17 protein-coding genes and 1 riboswitch are annotated in these 15,058 nt (G+C 61.6%); of the genes, 10 read left to right on the forward strand and 7 right to left on the reverse strand.

From position 1 onward, the window contains the following. The first annotated feature begins 155 nt into the window (after positions 1-155). The 7 genes from GTP44_RS10320 to gltA all read left to right on the forward strand — a co-directional run bounded on the left by GTP44_RS10320 (position 156) and on the right by gltA (position 6,186). Entirely contained in the window at positions 156-941 is a 786-nt protein-coding gene (locus tag GTP44_RS10320) for a GntR family transcriptional regulator (RefSeq protein WP_161019357.1), read from the forward strand. Positions 942-1,142: 201 nt separating this feature from the next. Then, a complete protein-coding gene (gene sdhC / locus GTP44_RS10325; protein WP_160991645.1) occupies positions 1,143-1,565 on the forward strand; it encodes a succinate dehydrogenase, cytochrome b556 subunit in 423 nt (140 codons plus the stop codon). 1 nt (position 1,566) lies between these two features. Further along, positions 1,567-1,938, forward strand: coding sequence for a succinate dehydrogenase, hydrophobic membrane anchor protein (gene sdhD, locus GTP44_RS10330; protein WP_161019358.1), 372 nt, complete (start codon positions 1,567-1,569; stop codon positions 1,936-1,938). 2 nt (positions 1,939-1,940) lie between these two features. Next, a complete protein-coding gene (gene sdhA, locus GTP44_RS10335; RefSeq protein ID WP_160991647.1) occupies positions 1,941-3,719 on the forward strand; it encodes a succinate dehydrogenase flavoprotein subunit in 1,779 nt (592 codons plus the stop codon). 11 nt (positions 3,720-3,730) lie between these two features. After that, on the forward strand, positions 3,731-4,441 hold the full coding sequence (locus tag GTP44_RS10340; RefSeq protein ID WP_160991648.1) for a succinate dehydrogenase iron-sulfur subunit: 711 nt from the start codon (positions 3,731-3,733) through the stop codon (positions 4,439-4,441). Between the two features lie 107 nt (positions 4,442-4,548). Further along, positions 4,549-4,830 (forward strand): FAD assembly factor SdhE, encoded by a 282-nt coding sequence (locus tag GTP44_RS10345; RefSeq protein WP_160991649.1) that lies wholly within the window; start codon positions 4,549-4,551, stop codon positions 4,828-4,830. 54 nt (positions 4,831-4,884) lie between these two features. After that, positions 4,885-6,186, forward strand: coding sequence for a citrate synthase (gltA, locus tag GTP44_RS10350; RefSeq protein WP_161019359.1), 1,302 nt, complete (start codon positions 4,885-4,887; stop codon positions 6,184-6,186). A gap of 106 nt (positions 6,187-6,292) precedes the next feature. On the opposite strand, the gene GTP44_RS10355 is transcribed toward gltA, so the two are convergent. From GTP44_RS10355 to GTP44_RS10370, 4 genes are all read right to left on the reverse strand, one after another. Further along, on the reverse strand, positions 6,293-6,613 hold the full coding sequence (locus tag GTP44_RS10355; RefSeq protein WP_161019360.1) for a hypothetical protein: 321 nt from the start codon (positions 6,611-6,613) through the stop codon (positions 6,293-6,295). A 41-nt stretch (positions 6,614-6,654) separates the two neighbouring features. After that, positions 6,655-6,757: riboswitch (SAM-I-IV-variant riboswitch) on the reverse strand. Positions 6,758-6,834: 77 nt separating this feature from the next. Further along, positions 6,835-7,167 (reverse strand): PilZ domain-containing protein, encoded by a 333-nt coding sequence (locus tag GTP44_RS10360; protein WP_160991654.1) that lies wholly within the window; start codon positions 7,165-7,167, stop codon positions 6,835-6,837. A 33-nt stretch (positions 7,168-7,200) separates the two neighbouring features. Further along, positions 7,201-7,611, reverse strand: a complete 411-nt coding sequence (locus tag GTP44_RS10365) for a hypothetical protein (protein ID WP_160991655.1) — start codon at positions 7,609-7,611, stop codon at positions 7,201-7,203. A gap of 46 nt (positions 7,612-7,657) precedes the next feature. Continuing rightward, positions 7,658-7,810 carry a hypothetical protein gene (locus GTP44_RS10370; RefSeq protein ID WP_161019361.1) on the reverse strand — a complete coding sequence of 51 codons (153 nt, stop codon included), beginning with the start codon at positions 7,808-7,810 and terminating at the stop codon, positions 7,658-7,660. Between GTP44_RS10370 and GTP44_RS10375 the strand changes: the two genes are divergently transcribed. After that, entirely contained in the window at positions 7,809-8,132 is a 324-nt protein-coding gene (locus tag GTP44_RS10375) for a hypothetical protein (RefSeq protein WP_161019362.1), read from the forward strand. The genes GTP44_RS10370 and GTP44_RS10375 overlap by 2 nt on opposite strands. Before the next feature lie 214 nt (positions 8,133-8,346). Here GTP44_RS10375 and GTP44_RS10380 read toward each other — a convergent pair whose 3' ends face one another. The 3 genes from GTP44_RS10380 to GTP44_RS10390 form a co-directional block, all read right to left on the reverse strand. Next, positions 8,347-8,727, reverse strand: a complete 381-nt coding sequence (locus GTP44_RS10380; protein WP_161019363.1) for a BlaI/MecI/CopY family transcriptional regulator — start codon at positions 8,725-8,727, stop codon at positions 8,347-8,349. Between the two features lie 18 nt (positions 8,728-8,745). Further along, a complete protein-coding gene (locus GTP44_RS10385; RefSeq protein ID WP_161019364.1) occupies positions 8,746-10,050 on the reverse strand; it encodes a leucine-rich repeat-containing protein kinase family protein in 1,305 nt (434 codons plus the stop codon). A gap of 77 nt (positions 10,051-10,127) precedes the next feature. Beyond that, the gene (locus tag GTP44_RS10390; protein WP_161019365.1) at positions 10,128-10,973 is read right to left on the reverse strand and encodes an MBL fold metallo-hydrolase; all 846 of its coding nucleotides are present in this window, start codon (positions 10,971-10,973) and stop codon (positions 10,128-10,130) included. Between the two features lie 101 nt (positions 10,974-11,074). On the opposite strand from GTP44_RS10390, the gene GTP44_RS10395 reads away from it, so the two are divergent. Both GTP44_RS10395 and GTP44_RS10400 read left to right on the forward strand, forming a co-directional pair. Continuing rightward, entirely contained in the window at positions 11,075-11,980 is a 906-nt protein-coding gene (locus tag GTP44_RS10395; RefSeq protein ID WP_161019366.1) for a LysR family transcriptional regulator, read from the forward strand. 215 nt (positions 11,981-12,195) lie between these two features. Then, positions 12,196-15,051 (forward strand): 2-oxoglutarate dehydrogenase E1 component, encoded by a 2,856-nt coding sequence (locus GTP44_RS10400; RefSeq protein WP_160991661.1) that lies wholly within the window; start codon positions 12,196-12,198, stop codon positions 15,049-15,051. Positions 15,052-15,058 lie beyond the last annotated feature (7 nt).

Consider the following 15,058-nt stretch of genomic DNA (forward strand, 5'->3'; position numbering starts at 1 on the left):
AATTCAACGCTTATATTATGTATCGATAAGCGTTGGCGGCGAGTGTAGGCTTGCTGTACTTATCTGTCAATCCTATCTTATGTCTTATATAAGACAGATAACTTATTGCCGTTTTTTCTGGACGGCACTGTTCATTTGTGGTGAAATCTCGGTCTATGAGTTCCGCGCCACCTAATCCGAACCACAATACTACCGCTGTCAGCGGCGGTAGTGCTGCGGCGGTGTCGCCTACTTTTTCCCCGCTGTACCAGCAAATCAAGGCGCTGATCACCAAAAGCCTGCAGTCCGGCGAATGGAAGCCGGGTGAACTGATCCCCAGCGAAGTCGAACTGGCCAACCGCTTCAAGGTCAGCCAGGGCACCGTGCGCAAGGCGATCGACGAGCTGGCCGCCGAAAACCTGGTGATGCGCAAGCAGGGCAAGGGCACGTTCGTCGCCACCCACCACGAGGAGCGCGCGCAGTTCCGCTTCCTGCGGCTGATGCCCGACGAGGGCGTGCCGCATCCCGGCGTCAGCCAGTTCATCGAAGTCAAGCGCATGCGCGCGCCCGCCGACGTGGCGCGCCTGCTGGACCTGAAGTCCGGCGATGCCGTCATTTTCATTAAACGCGTGCAGCATTTCGACGGCGTGCCGACCATCGTCGAGGAGCTGTGGCTGCCGGGTCTGGCCTTCAAGGGGCTGACGGCGGAGCGCCTGGAAGAGTATAAGGGGCCGATGTACGGCCTGTTTGAATCCGAATTCGGCACGCGCATGATCCGTGCCACCGAAAAAATCCGCGCCGTCTGCGCCGCCGAGGGCGACGCCGCGCTGTTGAAAGTTGCCGCGAACACGCCATTGCTGGCGTCGGAGCGGGTGTCGTTTACGTATGGCGACAAGCCGGTCGAGCTGCGCCGCGGCCTGTACCTGACCGAGCGCCATCACTATCACAACGAGTTGAATTGAAGGAGACACAGCGCGGCGGGCGCCGGTCATACGCCTGTAATGTTGCGCTGATAATACGTTGAACTACAGAAGTAGTCACCCCCGTTGTGCCGCCAACCACTATTTTTATTCTATGTAACAATAGATATTGGTTGTGAGAGTGGAAATCGGCGAAAATCGCAGTCTTACCAAAATTTTGTATTAGCCTGAGGAGGTCTTGTTATGTCAGAAGCCGTAAGGGAAGCCCCTAAAAAAGAACGGCCAGAGTTCCGTAACATTCATGTTACCGAACTGTCCAACTACCGCATGACGCCAGCCGCTTATGTGTCGATTCTGCACCGTATTTCCGGTGTCGGCATGTTCCTGCTGCTGCCCTTCGTGCTGTATCTCTTGCAGAATTCCCTGCGCTCCGAGATCTCTTTCGCTTACTACGAAGGTTTCGTGACCTACCCGCTGGTCAAGCTGATCATTGTCGGCCTGACCTGGAGCTTCCTGCACCACATGTGCGCCGGCATCCGTCACCTGGTGATGGACCTGCACATTGGCCTGGACAAGCATTCCGCGCGTAAATCGTCGATCACTGTCCTGGTCATCAGCCTGGTGCTGACCGCCCTGATCGCCCTGAAACTGTTTGGAGTATTCTGAGATGTCCATCAACGATAACGGTATCGGCCCTAAGCGCCGCGTGGTCGGCGCCCACTATGGCGTCAAGGACTGGCTGGTGCAGCGCGTCACCGCAGTCATCATGGTGTTGTACACCGCCATCCTGCTGCTGTCCTTCCTCACCGGCCAGAACTTCAGCTATGAAGGCTGGGCCGGCCTGTTCGCCCAGCAGTGGTTCAAACTGATCACCGCCGTGACGCTGATCGGCCTGTTCTACCACGCCTGGGTCGGCATGCGCGACGTGTGGATGGACTATGTGCGCGCCGTCGGTCTGCGCCTGTTCCTGCAAATCGCCACCATCGCCTGGCTGATCGGCTGCGCCGTGTGGTCGATTCAAATTATCTGGAGTGTGTAATCGTGGCAGCTATTAAAACTGGTATTCCAACCCGCCGCTTTGACGCGGTCATCGTCGGCGCCGGCGGCTCCGGCATGCGCGCATCGCTGCAACTGGCCGAAGCCGGCCTGAACGTCGCCGTGCTGTCGAAAGTCTTCCCAACCCGCTCGCACACCGTCGCCGCGCAGGGCGGCATCGGCGCTTCGCTGGGCAATATGGCCGAAGACAACTGGTTCTGGCACATGTTCGACACCGTCAAAGGTGGCGACTACCTGGGCGACCAGGATGCGATCGAATTCATGTGCCGCGAAGCACCGAAGGTCGTCTACGAGCTGGAACACTTCGGCATGCCGTTCGACCGCAATCCGGACGGCACCATCTATCAGCGTCCGTTCGGCGGCCACACCGCCAACTTCGGTGAAAAAGCCGTGCAGCGCGCCTGCGCCGCGGCCGACCGTACCGGCCACGCGCTGCTGCACACGCTGTATCAGCGCAACGTCAAGGCCCGCACCCACTTCTTCGTCGAGTGGATGGCGCTGGACCTGATCCGCGACGCCGAAGGCGACGTGGTCGGCGTGGTCGCGCTGGAAATGGAAACCGGCGAGACCATGATCCTGGAAGCCAAGACCACGATCTTCGCCACCGGTGGCGCCGGCCGTATCTTCGCCGCCTCGACAAACGCCTTCATCAACACCGGCGACGGCATGGGCATGGCGGCACGCGCCGGCCTGCCGCTGCAGGACATGGAGTTCTGGCAGTTCCACCCGACCGGCGTGGCCGGCGCCGGCGTGCTGATCACCGAAGGGGTGCGCGGCGAGGGCGGTATCCTGATCAACTCGGAAGGCGAACGCTTCATGGAGCGCTATGCGCCGACGCTGAAGGATCTGGCGCCGCGCGACTTCGTGTCCCGTTCGATGGACCAGGAGATCAAGGAAGGCCGCGGCTGCGGTCCGAACAAGGACCACGTCATGCTGGACCTGCGCCACATCGGCAAGGACACCATCGAGAAGCGTCTGCCGTCGATTCTGGAAATCGGCCACAAGTTCGCCAACGTCGACGCCACCAAGGAACCGATTCCGGTCGTGCCAACCATCCACTACCAGATGGGCGGTATCCCGACCAACATCCACGGTCAGGTTGTCACGCCGAACGGCGACGGCACGCAGAAAGTGGTCAACGGCCTGTACGCGATCGGCGAATGCGCCTGCGTGTCGGTGCACGGCGCCAACCGCCTGGGCACCAACTCGCTGCTGGATCTGGTGGTGTTCGGCCGCGCGGCCGGCAACCACGTGGTGGCGTCGAACCTGAAGCAGAAGGAAAACAAGCCGCTGCCGAAAGACGCGGCCGACTTCGCGATGAACCGCCTGAACCAGCTGGAAACCTCGACCGGCGGCGAAAAAGTGCAGGGCGTGGCCAACGACATCCGCGCCGCGATGCAGAAATACTGCGGCGTGTTCCGCACCGACGAGATGCTGAACAAGGGCGTCGAAGAGATCATGAAGCTGGACGAGCGCCGCAAACACGTGTCGTTCCAGGACAAGTCCAAGGTGTTCAACACCGCCCGCGTGGAAGCGCTGGAACTGGACAACCTGATCGAGACCGCGAAAGCCACCATCGTCTCGGCCGCTGCCCGCAAGGAATCGCGCGGCGCCCACGCGCAGGATGACTACCCGCACCGCGACGACGACAACTGGATGAAGCATACCCTGTGGTACTCGGAAGGCAACCGCCTCGATTACAAGGCGGTGGTGACCAAGCCGCTGACGGTTGATACCTTCAAACCGAAACCACGTACTTTCTAAGGCTATACAACATGGCACGCACTCTCAAACTGAAAATCTACCGTTACGATCCGGACCGTGACGCCAAGCCGTACATGCAGGACGTCACCGTCGAGCTGAAAGACACCGACAAGATGCTGCTGGACGCGCTGCAACGCATCAAGTCCGACGTCGATGACTCGCTGGCCCTGCGCCGCTCGTGCCGCGAAGGCGTGTGCGGTTCGGACGCGATGAACATCAACGGCAAGAACGGCCTGGCCTGCACCACCAACCTGAACGAGCTGACCGAGCCGATCGTGCTGCGTCCGCTGCCAGGCCTGCCGGTGATCCGCGACCTGATCGTCGACATGACCCAGTTCTTCAAGCAGTACGATTCGATCAAGCCGTACCTGATCAACGAATCGATCCGCCCTGAAAAAGAACGCCTGCAAACCCCGGAGCAGCGCGAAGAGCTCGACGGCCTGTACGAGTGCATCCTGTGCGCCTGCTGCTCGACCTCGTGCCCGTCGTTCTGGTGGAACCCGGACAAGTTCGTCGGCCCGGCCGGCCTGCTGCAAGCCTACCGCTTCATCGCCGACTCGCGCGACGAAGCCACCGGCCAGCGTCTGGACAACCTGGAAGACCCGTACCGCCTGTTCCGCTGCCACTCGATCATGAACTGCGTCGATGTCTGCCCGAAAGGTCTGAACCCGAACAAGGCGATCGGCAAAATCAAAGAGTTGATGGTCCGCCGCGCAATCTAACGCGCGCACCCCGCGGGCGGCGGCATCAGCGCCGCCCGTTTTTGTTTCACCGTTTTAGAATCCGCGCTCCAGCAAGAACGGCGCGCACAGTGTAAAGTAACAAACTTATGACTGAAACGAATCACGCCGCGCATCAGTCCGACCCAGCCAATCGCGCCCGCCTGCGCTGGCGCGCCCGCCGGGGTCTGCTGGAAAACGACATCATCCTCACCCGTTTTCTGGATGCGCGTGAAACTGAATTGACCGACGACGAAGTGGACGCACTCACGCGGCTCCTCGACTTGTCGGACAATGCCCTGATGGATCTGGTACTGGCCCGCAAAGAGCCGGAAGGCGAAATTGACCTGCCGCACGTTCGCGCGTTGTTGCAGCAGTTGCGTCTGGCGTAAGCTGCACACCCAGTTTCTTTTTACTTGCATCATCTCTCCAAGAAGGACGAGTCCATGAATATCTCTGATAACAAAGCCACTCTATCGTTCTCCGATGGCAGCGCATCGGTCGAATTCCCGATCTACAAAGGCAGCGTCGGTCCTGACGTGATCGATATCCGCAAACTGTACGGCGCGACCGGCAAGTTCACCTACGACCCGGGCTTCATGTCGACCGCGGCGTGCAACTCGTCGATCACCTACATCGACGGCGACAAGGGCGAACTGCAATATCGCGGCTACCCGATCGAGCAGCTGGCGGTGAACGCCGACTTCATGGAATCGTGCTACCTGCTGCTGAACGGCGAACTGCCGAACGCGGCGCAGAAAAAAGAATTCGTGGACACCGTCAGCAAGCACACCATGGTGCACGAGCAGATGCAATTCTTCTTCCGCGGCTTCCGCCGCGACGCGCACCCGATGTCGGTGCTGGTGGGCACGGTCGGCGCGCTGGCCTCGTTCTACCACGATTCGCTGGACATCAACGACGCCAAGCAGCGTGAGATTTCGGCGATCCGCCTGATCGCCAAGATGCCGACCCTGGTCGCCATGGCCTACAAGTACTCGATCGGCCAGCCGTTCATGTACCCGCGCAACGACCTGTCGTACTCGGCCAACTTCATGCGCATGATGTTCGGCAATCCGTGCGAAGAATACAAAGTCAACGACGTGCTGGTGCGCGCGCTGGACCGCATCCTGATCCTGCACGCCGACCACGAACAGAATGCTTCGACCTCGACCGTGCGTCTGGCCGGTTCGTCGGGCGCCAACCCGTTCGCCTGTATCGCCGCCGGTATCGCCTGCCTGTGGGGTCCTGCCCACGGCGGCGCCAACGAAGCGGCCCTGACCATGCTGAAAGAAATCGGCTCGGTCGAGAACATTCCTGCCTTCATCGCCCAGGTCAAAGACAAGAACTCCGGCGTCAAGCTGATGGGCTTCGGTCACCGCGTCTACAAAAACTTCGACCCGCGCGCCAAGCTGATGCGCGAAACCTGCTACGAAGTGCTGGACGAGCTGGGTCTGCAAGACGACCCGCTGTTCAAGCTGGCGATGGAACTGGAAAAGATCGCGCTGAACGACGACTACTTCGTCTCGCGCAAACTGTACCCGAACGTCGACTTCTACTCGGGCATCGTGCAATCGGCGCTGGGCATTCCGGTGTCGCTGTTCACCGGTATCTTCGCGATGGCGCGTACCATCGGCTGGATCGCCCAGTGGAACGAAATGATCGCCGATCCGGAACAAAAAATCGGCCGTCCACGTCAGCTGTTCATCGGCTCGACCGTGCGCGACGTGCCGCCGCTGGACAAGCGTTAATCCGCAGTTTCATGCAGTAACAAAAAAACGGGCTTCGGCCCGTTTTTTTTCGCCTGTCACCGGAACTCGCTACGGCGTCTGAATCTCCGTGAAGCATGAGCAGGTGTTACGCGGCTTTTGCCGCCCGGTCGAAGTGCAGCATGTGTTCGACGTGGACTCTGACTCCGTTGCCAAGGTTGGCCAGCGCTTTGCGCAGGGCGCGGGCGGACGCTTCGCCGATGCCGTCGACCGTGATGCTGTGCGAATAGCTGCCACCGCAGCGCAGGATCAGCCATTTTTCGATGCGCGCGCTGGCATTTTTCAGCGTTGATTCCAGTTCGGCGGCGGCCGGTTCATCTGCACACAGCAACAGATGGAAAGTGTGCGTCATGCGGAACTGGCGGTCCAGCGGGCAGGAGTCTTGGGTAGGGAAGGTAGGCGTGGTCATGATTTCTCCGGAAAGCTTGGCCCGATTTGGAGTAACCATGTCACACCCCGCTTCGTTGCCGTTAAAAGGCCGCATCGCCGTAAGGCTTCCACCTTGCCCGGGTAGGCAGGTTGGCGTCGGTTAAACCGACTCTTGATGCTGATACGCTATCGCGAAAATCCGCTATAGCGAAACTGCGTTCAATATAACGGAAATTTGTTCGCTGCGCAACCGGTCGCTGCTTATGGATTTTCTTGCAGTAGCTGATGGAAGACGGCGCGGCTGCTGTCGTCGATGCGGATGAACTGGACGCCGGTTTTGAAGCCCAGCTCGGCGTCGGGATCGCTGTAGACGACTTGGCCCATGGCCAGGACATTGTGGTCGGTCTCGCCCAACCGGACTTTGAAGGAAACGGCGCAGTATTGCGCCAGGCGGATCTGGCTGTCGGTTTGCAGGCTGATGCCGCCGTGCGACAGGTCCACTGTCTGGACTTCGTGGCGGCTTTCGTCGGTCATGGTCAGCACGGCCGGCTGGCGGACGGTTTGGCGGCGGGCTGTGCGGGTTTTGTGACTCATGAGGCTAGCGGAAGTTTGATTGTGGAAAGGTTATCACAATCCACGGTGCCGACGGTCTGGACGCAGCACAAGTAGCCACCAACACAACACTCCGACCGTCAATTGCGGCAAATTGAACAGGAATTTGTCGAGTGTGACGTCGCGCCGCCGCAGCCAGGCGCTATTCGCGGTCTCGGCGATGATGTTGGTGTGGTAGAAGCAGGCCGCCAGCAACAGCAGCGCGGCGATGCCCCACACCGCCGGCAGGCTGGTGATGCGGTGACGCAGCAGCGCGGCGAACGGGTAGGCCAGCACGCAGCAGAACACGTAGGCAAATAGATTGGCCGGCAGGTTGGCCAGATTAAAGTGCGGCAGCACGACCGGCACCGCGCAGATCGCCACCGCCAGCATGACGGCGATGACCGGATGGGCGCGCTTGGGCCAGGAGTCGAAACGGATATTCATGATTCGGTACGCAGTAGAAAGGGCACTATTGTAACCTTGGCCATTTTCACGCGTCGATGGAACTTACCGCTGAGGTGCCGGTCGAATCCTTGTTCACCAACAGCGAGGGGGCGATCATGGACATCGCATCTTTAGAAGATTTGATGCAATAACGAGGCATTTCGCGCGGCGTCATTAAGAAAATGAGCGCGTCCACCATGGCGCTGCCGCCTCAAGGCATCTTGGATAGTTGGAGTGCGGCGCCGGCCATAGCGGGCCTGACTCCCGCCGAGAGTGAACTTTTGCTTATTCGCATGCTGGAACGTGTGGCGGCGGCCTTTGGTGCCGCGCTGGGCGAGGCTGACGTGCCTGAACTTTCGCGCTTGCCCGACATCGACCACTTGCTGAACAAGATCAGTCGCGAGAAGGTGGCGCGCTTGCTCAGGCAGGAGTGCGCGCGACTGACGCCAACTAACGAAAGGTGCCATGAGCGAGTCGGATCATGGATTGATCTTGGCTATTTTCTCTTCGCAGGACGATAACCTCCATGGCGAAGCTGCATGCTGTTCCGGCCCTTTGGTATCGACGGCTTTGATATTTTGCGTTGATCGAGGAGGAAAAGTGTTAATAGCAGGAAAGCTCAGGCCTGGACAAGGGGAGGTATCGCTTGCCGGTTTTAAAGACCGGCGTGTTGTCCAGCTCGCGCCTTTCAATCGGGATTTCCACCGACGCGCCGACGACGTTGACCAGGCCTGATTATTTTTCCTGGTCGAGCAGGGCCTGGATTTCCTCGCGTTCTTTTTTGCTGACGTGGCCGCCGCGCAGCGCGGCCAGGACCAGCGCCTTGCCGGAGCCGGCGAAGGCTTTCTGGATCAGGTCTTTCAGCAGATTGGTTTGCACCGAGCCTTGTTCCTGCGCCGGCGAGTAGATGTGGGCGCGCTGGCTTTCGTCGCGGTTGAGCAGACCCTTGGTGTGCATGATCTGCAGTACGCGCAGGACGGTGGCGTAGTTGGTGTCCGGACGCGTTTCCAGCGCGGCTTCGTGGGCCTGGCGCGCCGTGGCGGGGCCAAGCGCGAACAGCAGGCGCAGCATCTCCAGTTCGGCGGCGGTCGGTTTGGGCAGGTTCTTGGTGCTCATGAATGTAGAATAAAATATCTAGAATGGCTTGTCTAGCTGTTCTTTGATGACGGTGAAGCGTGGCGCGCCTTGCTGGCAGGCGGCCTGCAGCGCGCGCAATGCTTGCGGCGCCCGGTCGCTGCGGTCGAGCAGTTCTTCCAGCAGGTTGCCGAAGGCGCGGACTTCCAGCGTTTGCAAGGCGTCGGCTTGCGGACCGGCCGGGTCGTAGAAGGAGGCCGCGCCGAAGTCGCCCAGCAGCGTGTGGCCGTGCTCGTCGTACAGGATGTTGTGGCCGTAGAGGTCGCCGTGCAGGATGCCGTTGGCGTGCAGTTGCGCGGCGGCGGCGGCGATGCCGCCGGCGATTTTCAAGGCGGCGGCCAGGGAGAAGCGCTTGGCGTCGGCGTAGATGTCGCGGGTGCAGCTTTCCAGGCTCGGCGGGCCGGCCAGATTGCCGAATTCGGGCGCGATCAGCGCCATGACCAAGCCGTGGGCGTCGTCCGGATGCCCTTCGATGTGGCCCAGGATCGGGATCAGGTTGGGATGCGCGCCGGCGCCGAGGCAGGCGGCCATTTCGCTCAGCGGCGAGCCGTCGCTGGTCATCGCGCCCTTGAACAGCTTGACGGCGACCGGCTGGCCGGCGCCGGGCGCGGCGAGGCCCGCCTCCGCATGCCAGTCGGCGCGGTGGATGACGCCGGAGGCGCCTTCGCCGAGTTTTTCGCGCAGCGTCAGCGCGGTCCAGCGGATGGCGGCCGATGGCGTGTGGGCGAGGGCGTCTTCGCGCTGGTCGCAGAACGGATTGCCGGCGTAGGCCAGCCACGTCAGGCGCGGCAGCGACAGCAGCCAGTCCGGCAGCGCGGTGAGCTGGTTGCTGGCGATGCGCAGCAGTTCCAGCTTGTGCAGGCCGGCCATCGAAGCGGGCAGGGCGCGCAGACGGTTCCCGGCCAGCATCAGCTTTTGCAGCTGTGGGCGTTCGCCCAGCGCCGGCGGCAGGTCTTCAATCCCGTTGTCGGTCAGCACCAGCCAGCGCAGTTGCGCCGGCAGCGCGGCCGCCGGGACGTGGCGGATCTGGTTGGCTTTAAAGCCGATCATGGTCAGCGCCGGGCAGGCGCCCAGCACCGCCGGCAGTTCGGTAAACTGATTGTCCGAGCAAAAAATGATGCGGAGCTGGTGCAGCCGGTGCAGATCGTCCGGCAGCGAGGACAGCGCATTGCCGCTCAGATCGAGGATTTCCAGGCTGTCGGCCAGCGTGTAGATTTCGCGCGGGAATTCGGTGAGGCCGCAGCGCAAGGTCAGGCGTTGAATGCCCGCCAGCGCGCCGCCGCGCAACTGCTCCAGGGTATGCATGTGAGATGACGGTTGAAAACGACGGCGCAGTGTATCACTTCACCGCGCCGCCGGGCTCACCTTACCACTTCACCACTTCACCACTTCATTTCCCCCTTGGCGACCTTGGCGCTGATATCCAGCGCGCTTTCCAGGCCGGCGTTCGGGTACAGCTGTTTCATGCGATTGATCAGCGCGGCCGCGTCGGCTGCTTTGGCGGCTTCGGCGTCAAACTTGACCAGATAGTCGCGGGTGTAGCCGACCACTTCCGGCGTCAGCGGCGCGCCGGGCTTGAAGTGGCCCGGCACGACGGTGGCAGGCTTCAGCGCCGCGATGCCGTCCAGCGTGGCCAGCCACTGCTTGCGCGATGCCGGCGTTTGCGTGTCGGCAGTCCACACATGCAACTGGTTGAAGACGGTGACGCCGCCCACCACCGCCTTGATCGACGGAATCCACACGTAGCCACGCGGCGCGGCCTTGATGTCCAGCGCCTTGCCTTCGAGCGTGATGCGGTCGCCCTGTAGCGGTTGCGGCACGATCACTTCATGTGGCGCGTTCTCCTTCAGAATCGGGCCCCAGTAGGCAACCTTGGCGGCCTTCTTCTTCTCGATGCCGGCGATCACGGCCGGCGTGGCGACGATCTTCGCCTCCGGGAAGGCGGCGTGAATCACGTCCAGGCCGAAATAGTAGTCCGGGTCGTCGTGGCTGATGTAGATGGTGGTCAGGTGTTTACCGCTGGCGCGGATGCGCTCGGCCAGCTTCACCGCCTCGCCGCGCGAGAACTGGGCGTCGATCAGCACGGCGTCCTTGTCGCCGCTGACGATGACCGAGGCCACCGGGAAGATGGCGGCCTCGCCGGGATTGAACACCTCCAGCTGCAACGGTGCGGCTTGGGCGGCAACGGCGGTGGCGAGGGTGGTGGTCAGCAGGGCTTGTTTCAACATGATCACTCCAGATAAGTAAGAATGACGTCATCTTAAATTGCTCAATCCGATAGAAAAATACGCTAATCTGGCGTTGTTAATTGCATGAATCGGATGAATATATGGATCGCATCACCGCCGCGCGGGTGTTTGTCAGCATTGCCGAACGCGGCAGCATGATCGCCGCCGCCGACGCGCTGGACATGTCGCGCGCCATGGTCACGCGCTATCTGGCCGCAATGGAGGCGTGGGCCGGGGCCCGCCTGCTGCATCGCAGCACCCGCCGTTTAAGCCTGACCGATGCCGGTGACGTTACGCTGGCGCGTTGCCGCCGCATGCTGGAAGTGGCCGACGACATGGCGGTGGCGGCCGGCGCCGACGCCGACACGCCGCACGGCCTGCTGCGCATCACCTGCTCGCAAGCGCTGGCGCAGGCGGAGCTGCTGGGCGCCGTCGGCGCGTTCCTGCAGCGCTACCCGCGCACCTCGGTCGACCTGCAGATGAGCAACCGCGCCGTCAACCTGATCGAGGAGCGCATCGACCTCGCGCTGCGCGTCACCAACACGCTGGAGCCGAACCTGATCGCCCGCCAGCTGGGCGTCTGCGCGTCGGTGGTGTGCGCCGCACCATCGTATTTGGCGCGGCAAGGCACGCCGACGCTGCCGCAGGACCTGGCCGGCCATAACTGCCTGACCTACACCTACTTCGGCAAAAGCCTGTGGCAGTTCACCGACGCCAGCGGCGAAAAACAGTCGGTGCCGGTCAGCGGCAACCTGTCGGCCAACGAAGACTTCATTCTGCTGAAAGCGGTGGAGCAGGGCGCCGGCATCGCGCTGCAACCGCTGTACAGCGCCGCGCCGCTGATTCGGGAGGGCAAGCTGGTGGCGTTGCTTCCTGGCTACACTCCCTTAAGTATGGGAATTTACGGCATTTACAGCTCGCGCCAGCAGATGCCGCCGGCCTTGCGCGCCATGCTGGACTTATTGCTAACGTGGTTCGAAAGCCAGCATCGGCGCGGCTTAAGTTAGAATTAACGGGATAGGACCGCTTGGTATTTTTCCGCACAAATGATTGTTGGGATACAATACCGGTGCTATGCTGAAGGCCCGTTTTAGGTAACACCCGAACACAATAGCCCTTCCCCCACAACTTGATGTGCAATCCGCTAACCGGTCAGGCCGTGTCGCGGAAGGTTAGACCAACCCGCTAATTCCTCGCGAAGCGCGAAGAAAGGTGAGCAAGAATGATGCAACAATATACGTCCAACTCCTACCTGTTTGGTGGGAATGCTCCGTACGTTGAAGAACTGTACGAAGCGTATCTGAACAACCCAGGTTCCGTTCCAGACAACTGGCGTGCCTACTTCGACGCCATGCAACACGTACCGGCGGTCGATGGCTCCAACAAACCGGACGTCGCCCACGCCTCCGTGATCGCCTCGTTTGCCGAACGCGCCAAATCCGGCCCGATCCGCACCGTGGTCGCCTCCGCCGACGCTGAAATGGGCCGCAAGCGCGTCGCCGTTACCCAGCTGATCGCAGCCTACCGTTATCTGGGCTCTCGCTGGGCCAATCTGGACCCGCTGCAACGCCAGGAACGTCCCAACATTCCTGAGCTGGAACCGAGCTTCTACGGCTTCACCGATGCCGACCTGGACACCGTATTCAACATCAGCAACACCTATTTCGGTGGCGAGACCGCGACCCTGCGCGATCTGCTGAACTTCCTGCGCGACACCTACACCCGCTCGATCGGCGCGGAATACATGTACATCTCCGATCCGACCGAGAAGCGCTGGCTGCAAGAGCGCCTGGAGTCGATCCGCTCGACCCCGAACTTCACGCCGGAAAAGAAAAAGCACATTCTGGAGCGTCTGACCGCCGCCGAAGGCCTGGAACGCTACCTGCACACCAAGTATGTGGGGCAAAAACGCTTCTCGCTGGAAGGCGGCGAGACCTTCATCGCCTCGATCGACGAGATCATCCAGCGCGCCGGTGAAAAAGGCGTGCAAGAGATCGTGATCGGCATGGCCCACCGCGGCCGTCTGAACGTGCTGGTCAACACCCTGGGCAAGGCGCCTAAAGACCTGTTCGAAGAATTCGAAGGCAAGCACGGCGACGACCTGCCGGCCGGCGACGTTAAATACCACCAAGGCTTCTCGTCGGACATCTCGACCGCTGGTGGTCCGGTCCACCTGTCGCTGGCGTTCAACCCATCGCACCTGGAAATCGTCAACCCGGTGGTGGAAGGTTCGGTCAAGGCCCGTATGGATCGCCGCGGCGACCACGGCGGCAAGCAAGTGCTGCCGATCCTGGTGCACGGCGACGCCGCGTTCGCCGGCCAGGGCGTCGTCATGGAAACGCTGAATCTGGCGCAAACCCGTGGCTACGGCACCGGCGGCACCGTGCACATCGTCATCAACAACCAGATCGGTTTCACCACCTCCGACCCGCGCGACGCCCGTTCGACCATCTACTGCTCGGACGTGGTCAAGATGATCGAAGCGCCCGTGCTGCACGTCAACGCCGATGATCCGGAAGCGACCGTGCTGGCCTCGCAGATCGCCATGGACTACCGCGCCGAGTTCGGCAAGGACATCGTGGTCGACATCATCTGCTACCGCAAACTGGGCCACAACGAGCAAGACACGCCAGCGCTGACCCAGCCGCTGATGTACAAGAAAATCGGCAAGCACCCAGGCACCCGCAAGCTGTACGCGGACAAACTGGCGACCCAGAACGTGATCCCGGCCGACGGCGGCGAGCAGCTGCAAGCCGCCTTCCGCGACGCCATGGACGCCGGCAAGCACACCGTCGATCCGGTCATCTCCAACTTCAAGAACAAGTTCGCGGTCGACTGGCTGCCGTTCCTGAACAAGAAGTGGACCGACGCCGCCGACACCGCCGTGCCGCTGACCGAACTGAAACGTCTGGCCGCGCGCATCACCACCGTGCCGGAAGGTTTCAAAGTCCACTCGCTGGTGGAAAAAGTGCTGGCTGACCGCGCCGCCATGGGCCGTGGTGAAATCAACCTGGACTGGGGCATGGGCGAACACCTGGGCTTCGCGTCGCTGGTGTCGTCGGGCTACGCGATCCGCCTGACCGGCCAGGACGCCGGCCGCGGCACCTTCGTGCACCGTCACGCCGTGCTGCACGATCAGAACCGCGAGCGTTGGGACGCCGGCACCTACGTGCCGCTGCAAAACGTCGCCGACGGCCAGGCGCCGTTCACCGTGATCGACTCGGTGCTGTCGGAAGAGGCGGTGCTGGGCTTCGAATACGGTTACTCGACCGCCGAGCCGAACACGCTGACCATCTGGGAAGCCCAGTTCGGCGACTTCGTCAATGGCGCCCAGGTGGTTATCGACCAGTTCATCAGCTCCGGCGAAGTGAAGTGGGGCCGCGCGTCCGGCCTGGTGATGATGCTGCCACACGGCTACGAAGGCCAGGGTCCGGAGCACTCGTCGGCGCGCCCTGAACGCTTCCTGCAGCTGTGCGCGGACAACAATATGCAAGTGGTGCAGCCAACCACCGCCTCGCAGATCTTCCACGTGCTGCGTCGCCAGATGGTGCGTCAGTTCCGCAAGCCGCTGGTCATCATGACCCCGAAATCGCTGTTGCGTAACAAGGACGCGGGTTCGCCGCTGAGCGAACTGGCCAAGGGCGCGTTCCAGACCGTGATCGGTGAAGTGGACGAGAGCATCGACGCCAAGAAAGTCAAACGCGTGATCGCCTGCTCGGGCAAGGTCTACTACGACCTGGTCAACGCACGCAAAACGCGCGGCCAGACCGATACCGCCATCGTGCGTATCGAGCAGCTGTATCCGTTCCCGCACAAGGCCTTCGCTGCCGAACTGAAAAAGTTCCCGGCCGCGACCGAAGTGGTGTGGGCACAGGATGAGCCACAGAATCAGGGCCCATGGTTCCAGATTCAGCACAACATCTTCGAGAGCCTGGAATCGGGCCAGCGTCTGGCTTACGCCGGTCGCCCAGCGTCGGCGTCGCCAGCGGTCGGTTACTACGACAAGCACTACGCTCAGCAAAAAGAGCTGCTGGAAACCGCATTCTCGAAGCTCAAGGGTTTCATCCTGACCAAATAAGCCGCAC

It is taken from the genome of Duganella lactea (assembly GCF_009857505.1).
GTDB classification, from domain to species: Bacteria; Pseudomonadota; Gammaproteobacteria; order Burkholderiales; family Burkholderiaceae_D; genus Rugamonas; species Rugamonas lactea.

Bases quoted from the DNA above. Each gene is read 5' to 3' on its own strand.
- GTP44_RS10395 (WP_161019366.1), top strand. From the start codon at position 11,075: ATGGATCGCATCACCGCCGCGCGGGTGTTTGTCAGCATTGCCGAACGC.
- GTP44_RS10340 (WP_160991648.1), top strand. From the start codon at position 3,731: ATGGCACGCACTCTCAAACTGAAAATCTACCGTTACGATCCGGACCGT.
- sdhD (WP_161019358.1), top strand. From the start codon at position 1,567: ATGTCCATCAACGATAACGGTATCGGCCCTAAGCGCCGCGTGGTCGGC.
- GTP44_RS10400 (WP_160991661.1), top strand. From the start codon at position 12,196: ATGATGCAACAATATACGTCCAACTCCTACCTGTTTGGTGGGAATGCT.
- sdhC (WP_160991645.1), top strand. From the start codon at position 1,143: ATGTCAGAAGCCGTAAGGGAAGCCCCTAAAAAAGAACGGCCAGAGTTC.
- GTP44_RS10360 (WP_160991654.1), bottom strand. From the start codon at position 7,167: ATGAGTCACAAAACCCGCACAGCCCGCCGCCAAACCGTCCGCCAGCCG.
- GTP44_RS10375 (WP_161019362.1), top strand. From the start codon at position 7,809: ATGGCGCTGCCGCCTCAAGGCATCTTGGATAGTTGGAGTGCGGCGCCG.
- GTP44_RS10390 (WP_161019365.1), bottom strand. From the start codon at position 10,973: ATGTTGAAACAAGCCCTGCTGACCACCACCCTCGCCACCGCCGTTGCC.
- GTP44_RS10345 (WP_160991649.1), top strand. From the start codon at position 4,549: ATGACTGAAACGAATCACGCCGCGCATCAGTCCGACCCAGCCAATCGC.
- GTP44_RS10380 (WP_161019363.1), bottom strand. From the start codon at position 8,727: ATGAGCACCAAGAACCTGCCCAAACCGACCGCCGCCGAACTGGAGATG.
- gltA (WP_161019359.1), top strand. From the start codon at position 4,885: ATGAATATCTCTGATAACAAAGCCACTCTATCGTTCTCCGATGGCAGC.
- GTP44_RS10385 (WP_161019364.1), bottom strand. From the start codon at position 10,050: ATGCATACCCTGGAGCAGTTGCGCGGCGGCGCGCTGGCGGGCATTCAA.
- GTP44_RS10365 (WP_160991655.1), bottom strand. From the start codon at position 7,611: ATGAATATCCGTTTCGACTCCTGGCCCAAGCGCGCCCATCCGGTCATC.
- GTP44_RS10370 (WP_161019361.1), bottom strand. From the start codon at position 7,810: ATGGTGGACGCGCTCATTTTCTTAATGACGCCGCGCGAAATGCCTCGT.
- GTP44_RS10320 (WP_161019357.1), top strand. From the start codon at position 156: ATGAGTTCCGCGCCACCTAATCCGAACCACAATACTACCGCTGTCAGC.
- GTP44_RS10355 (WP_161019360.1), bottom strand. From the start codon at position 6,613: ATGACCACGCCTACCTTCCCTACCCAAGACTCCTGCCCGCTGGACCGC.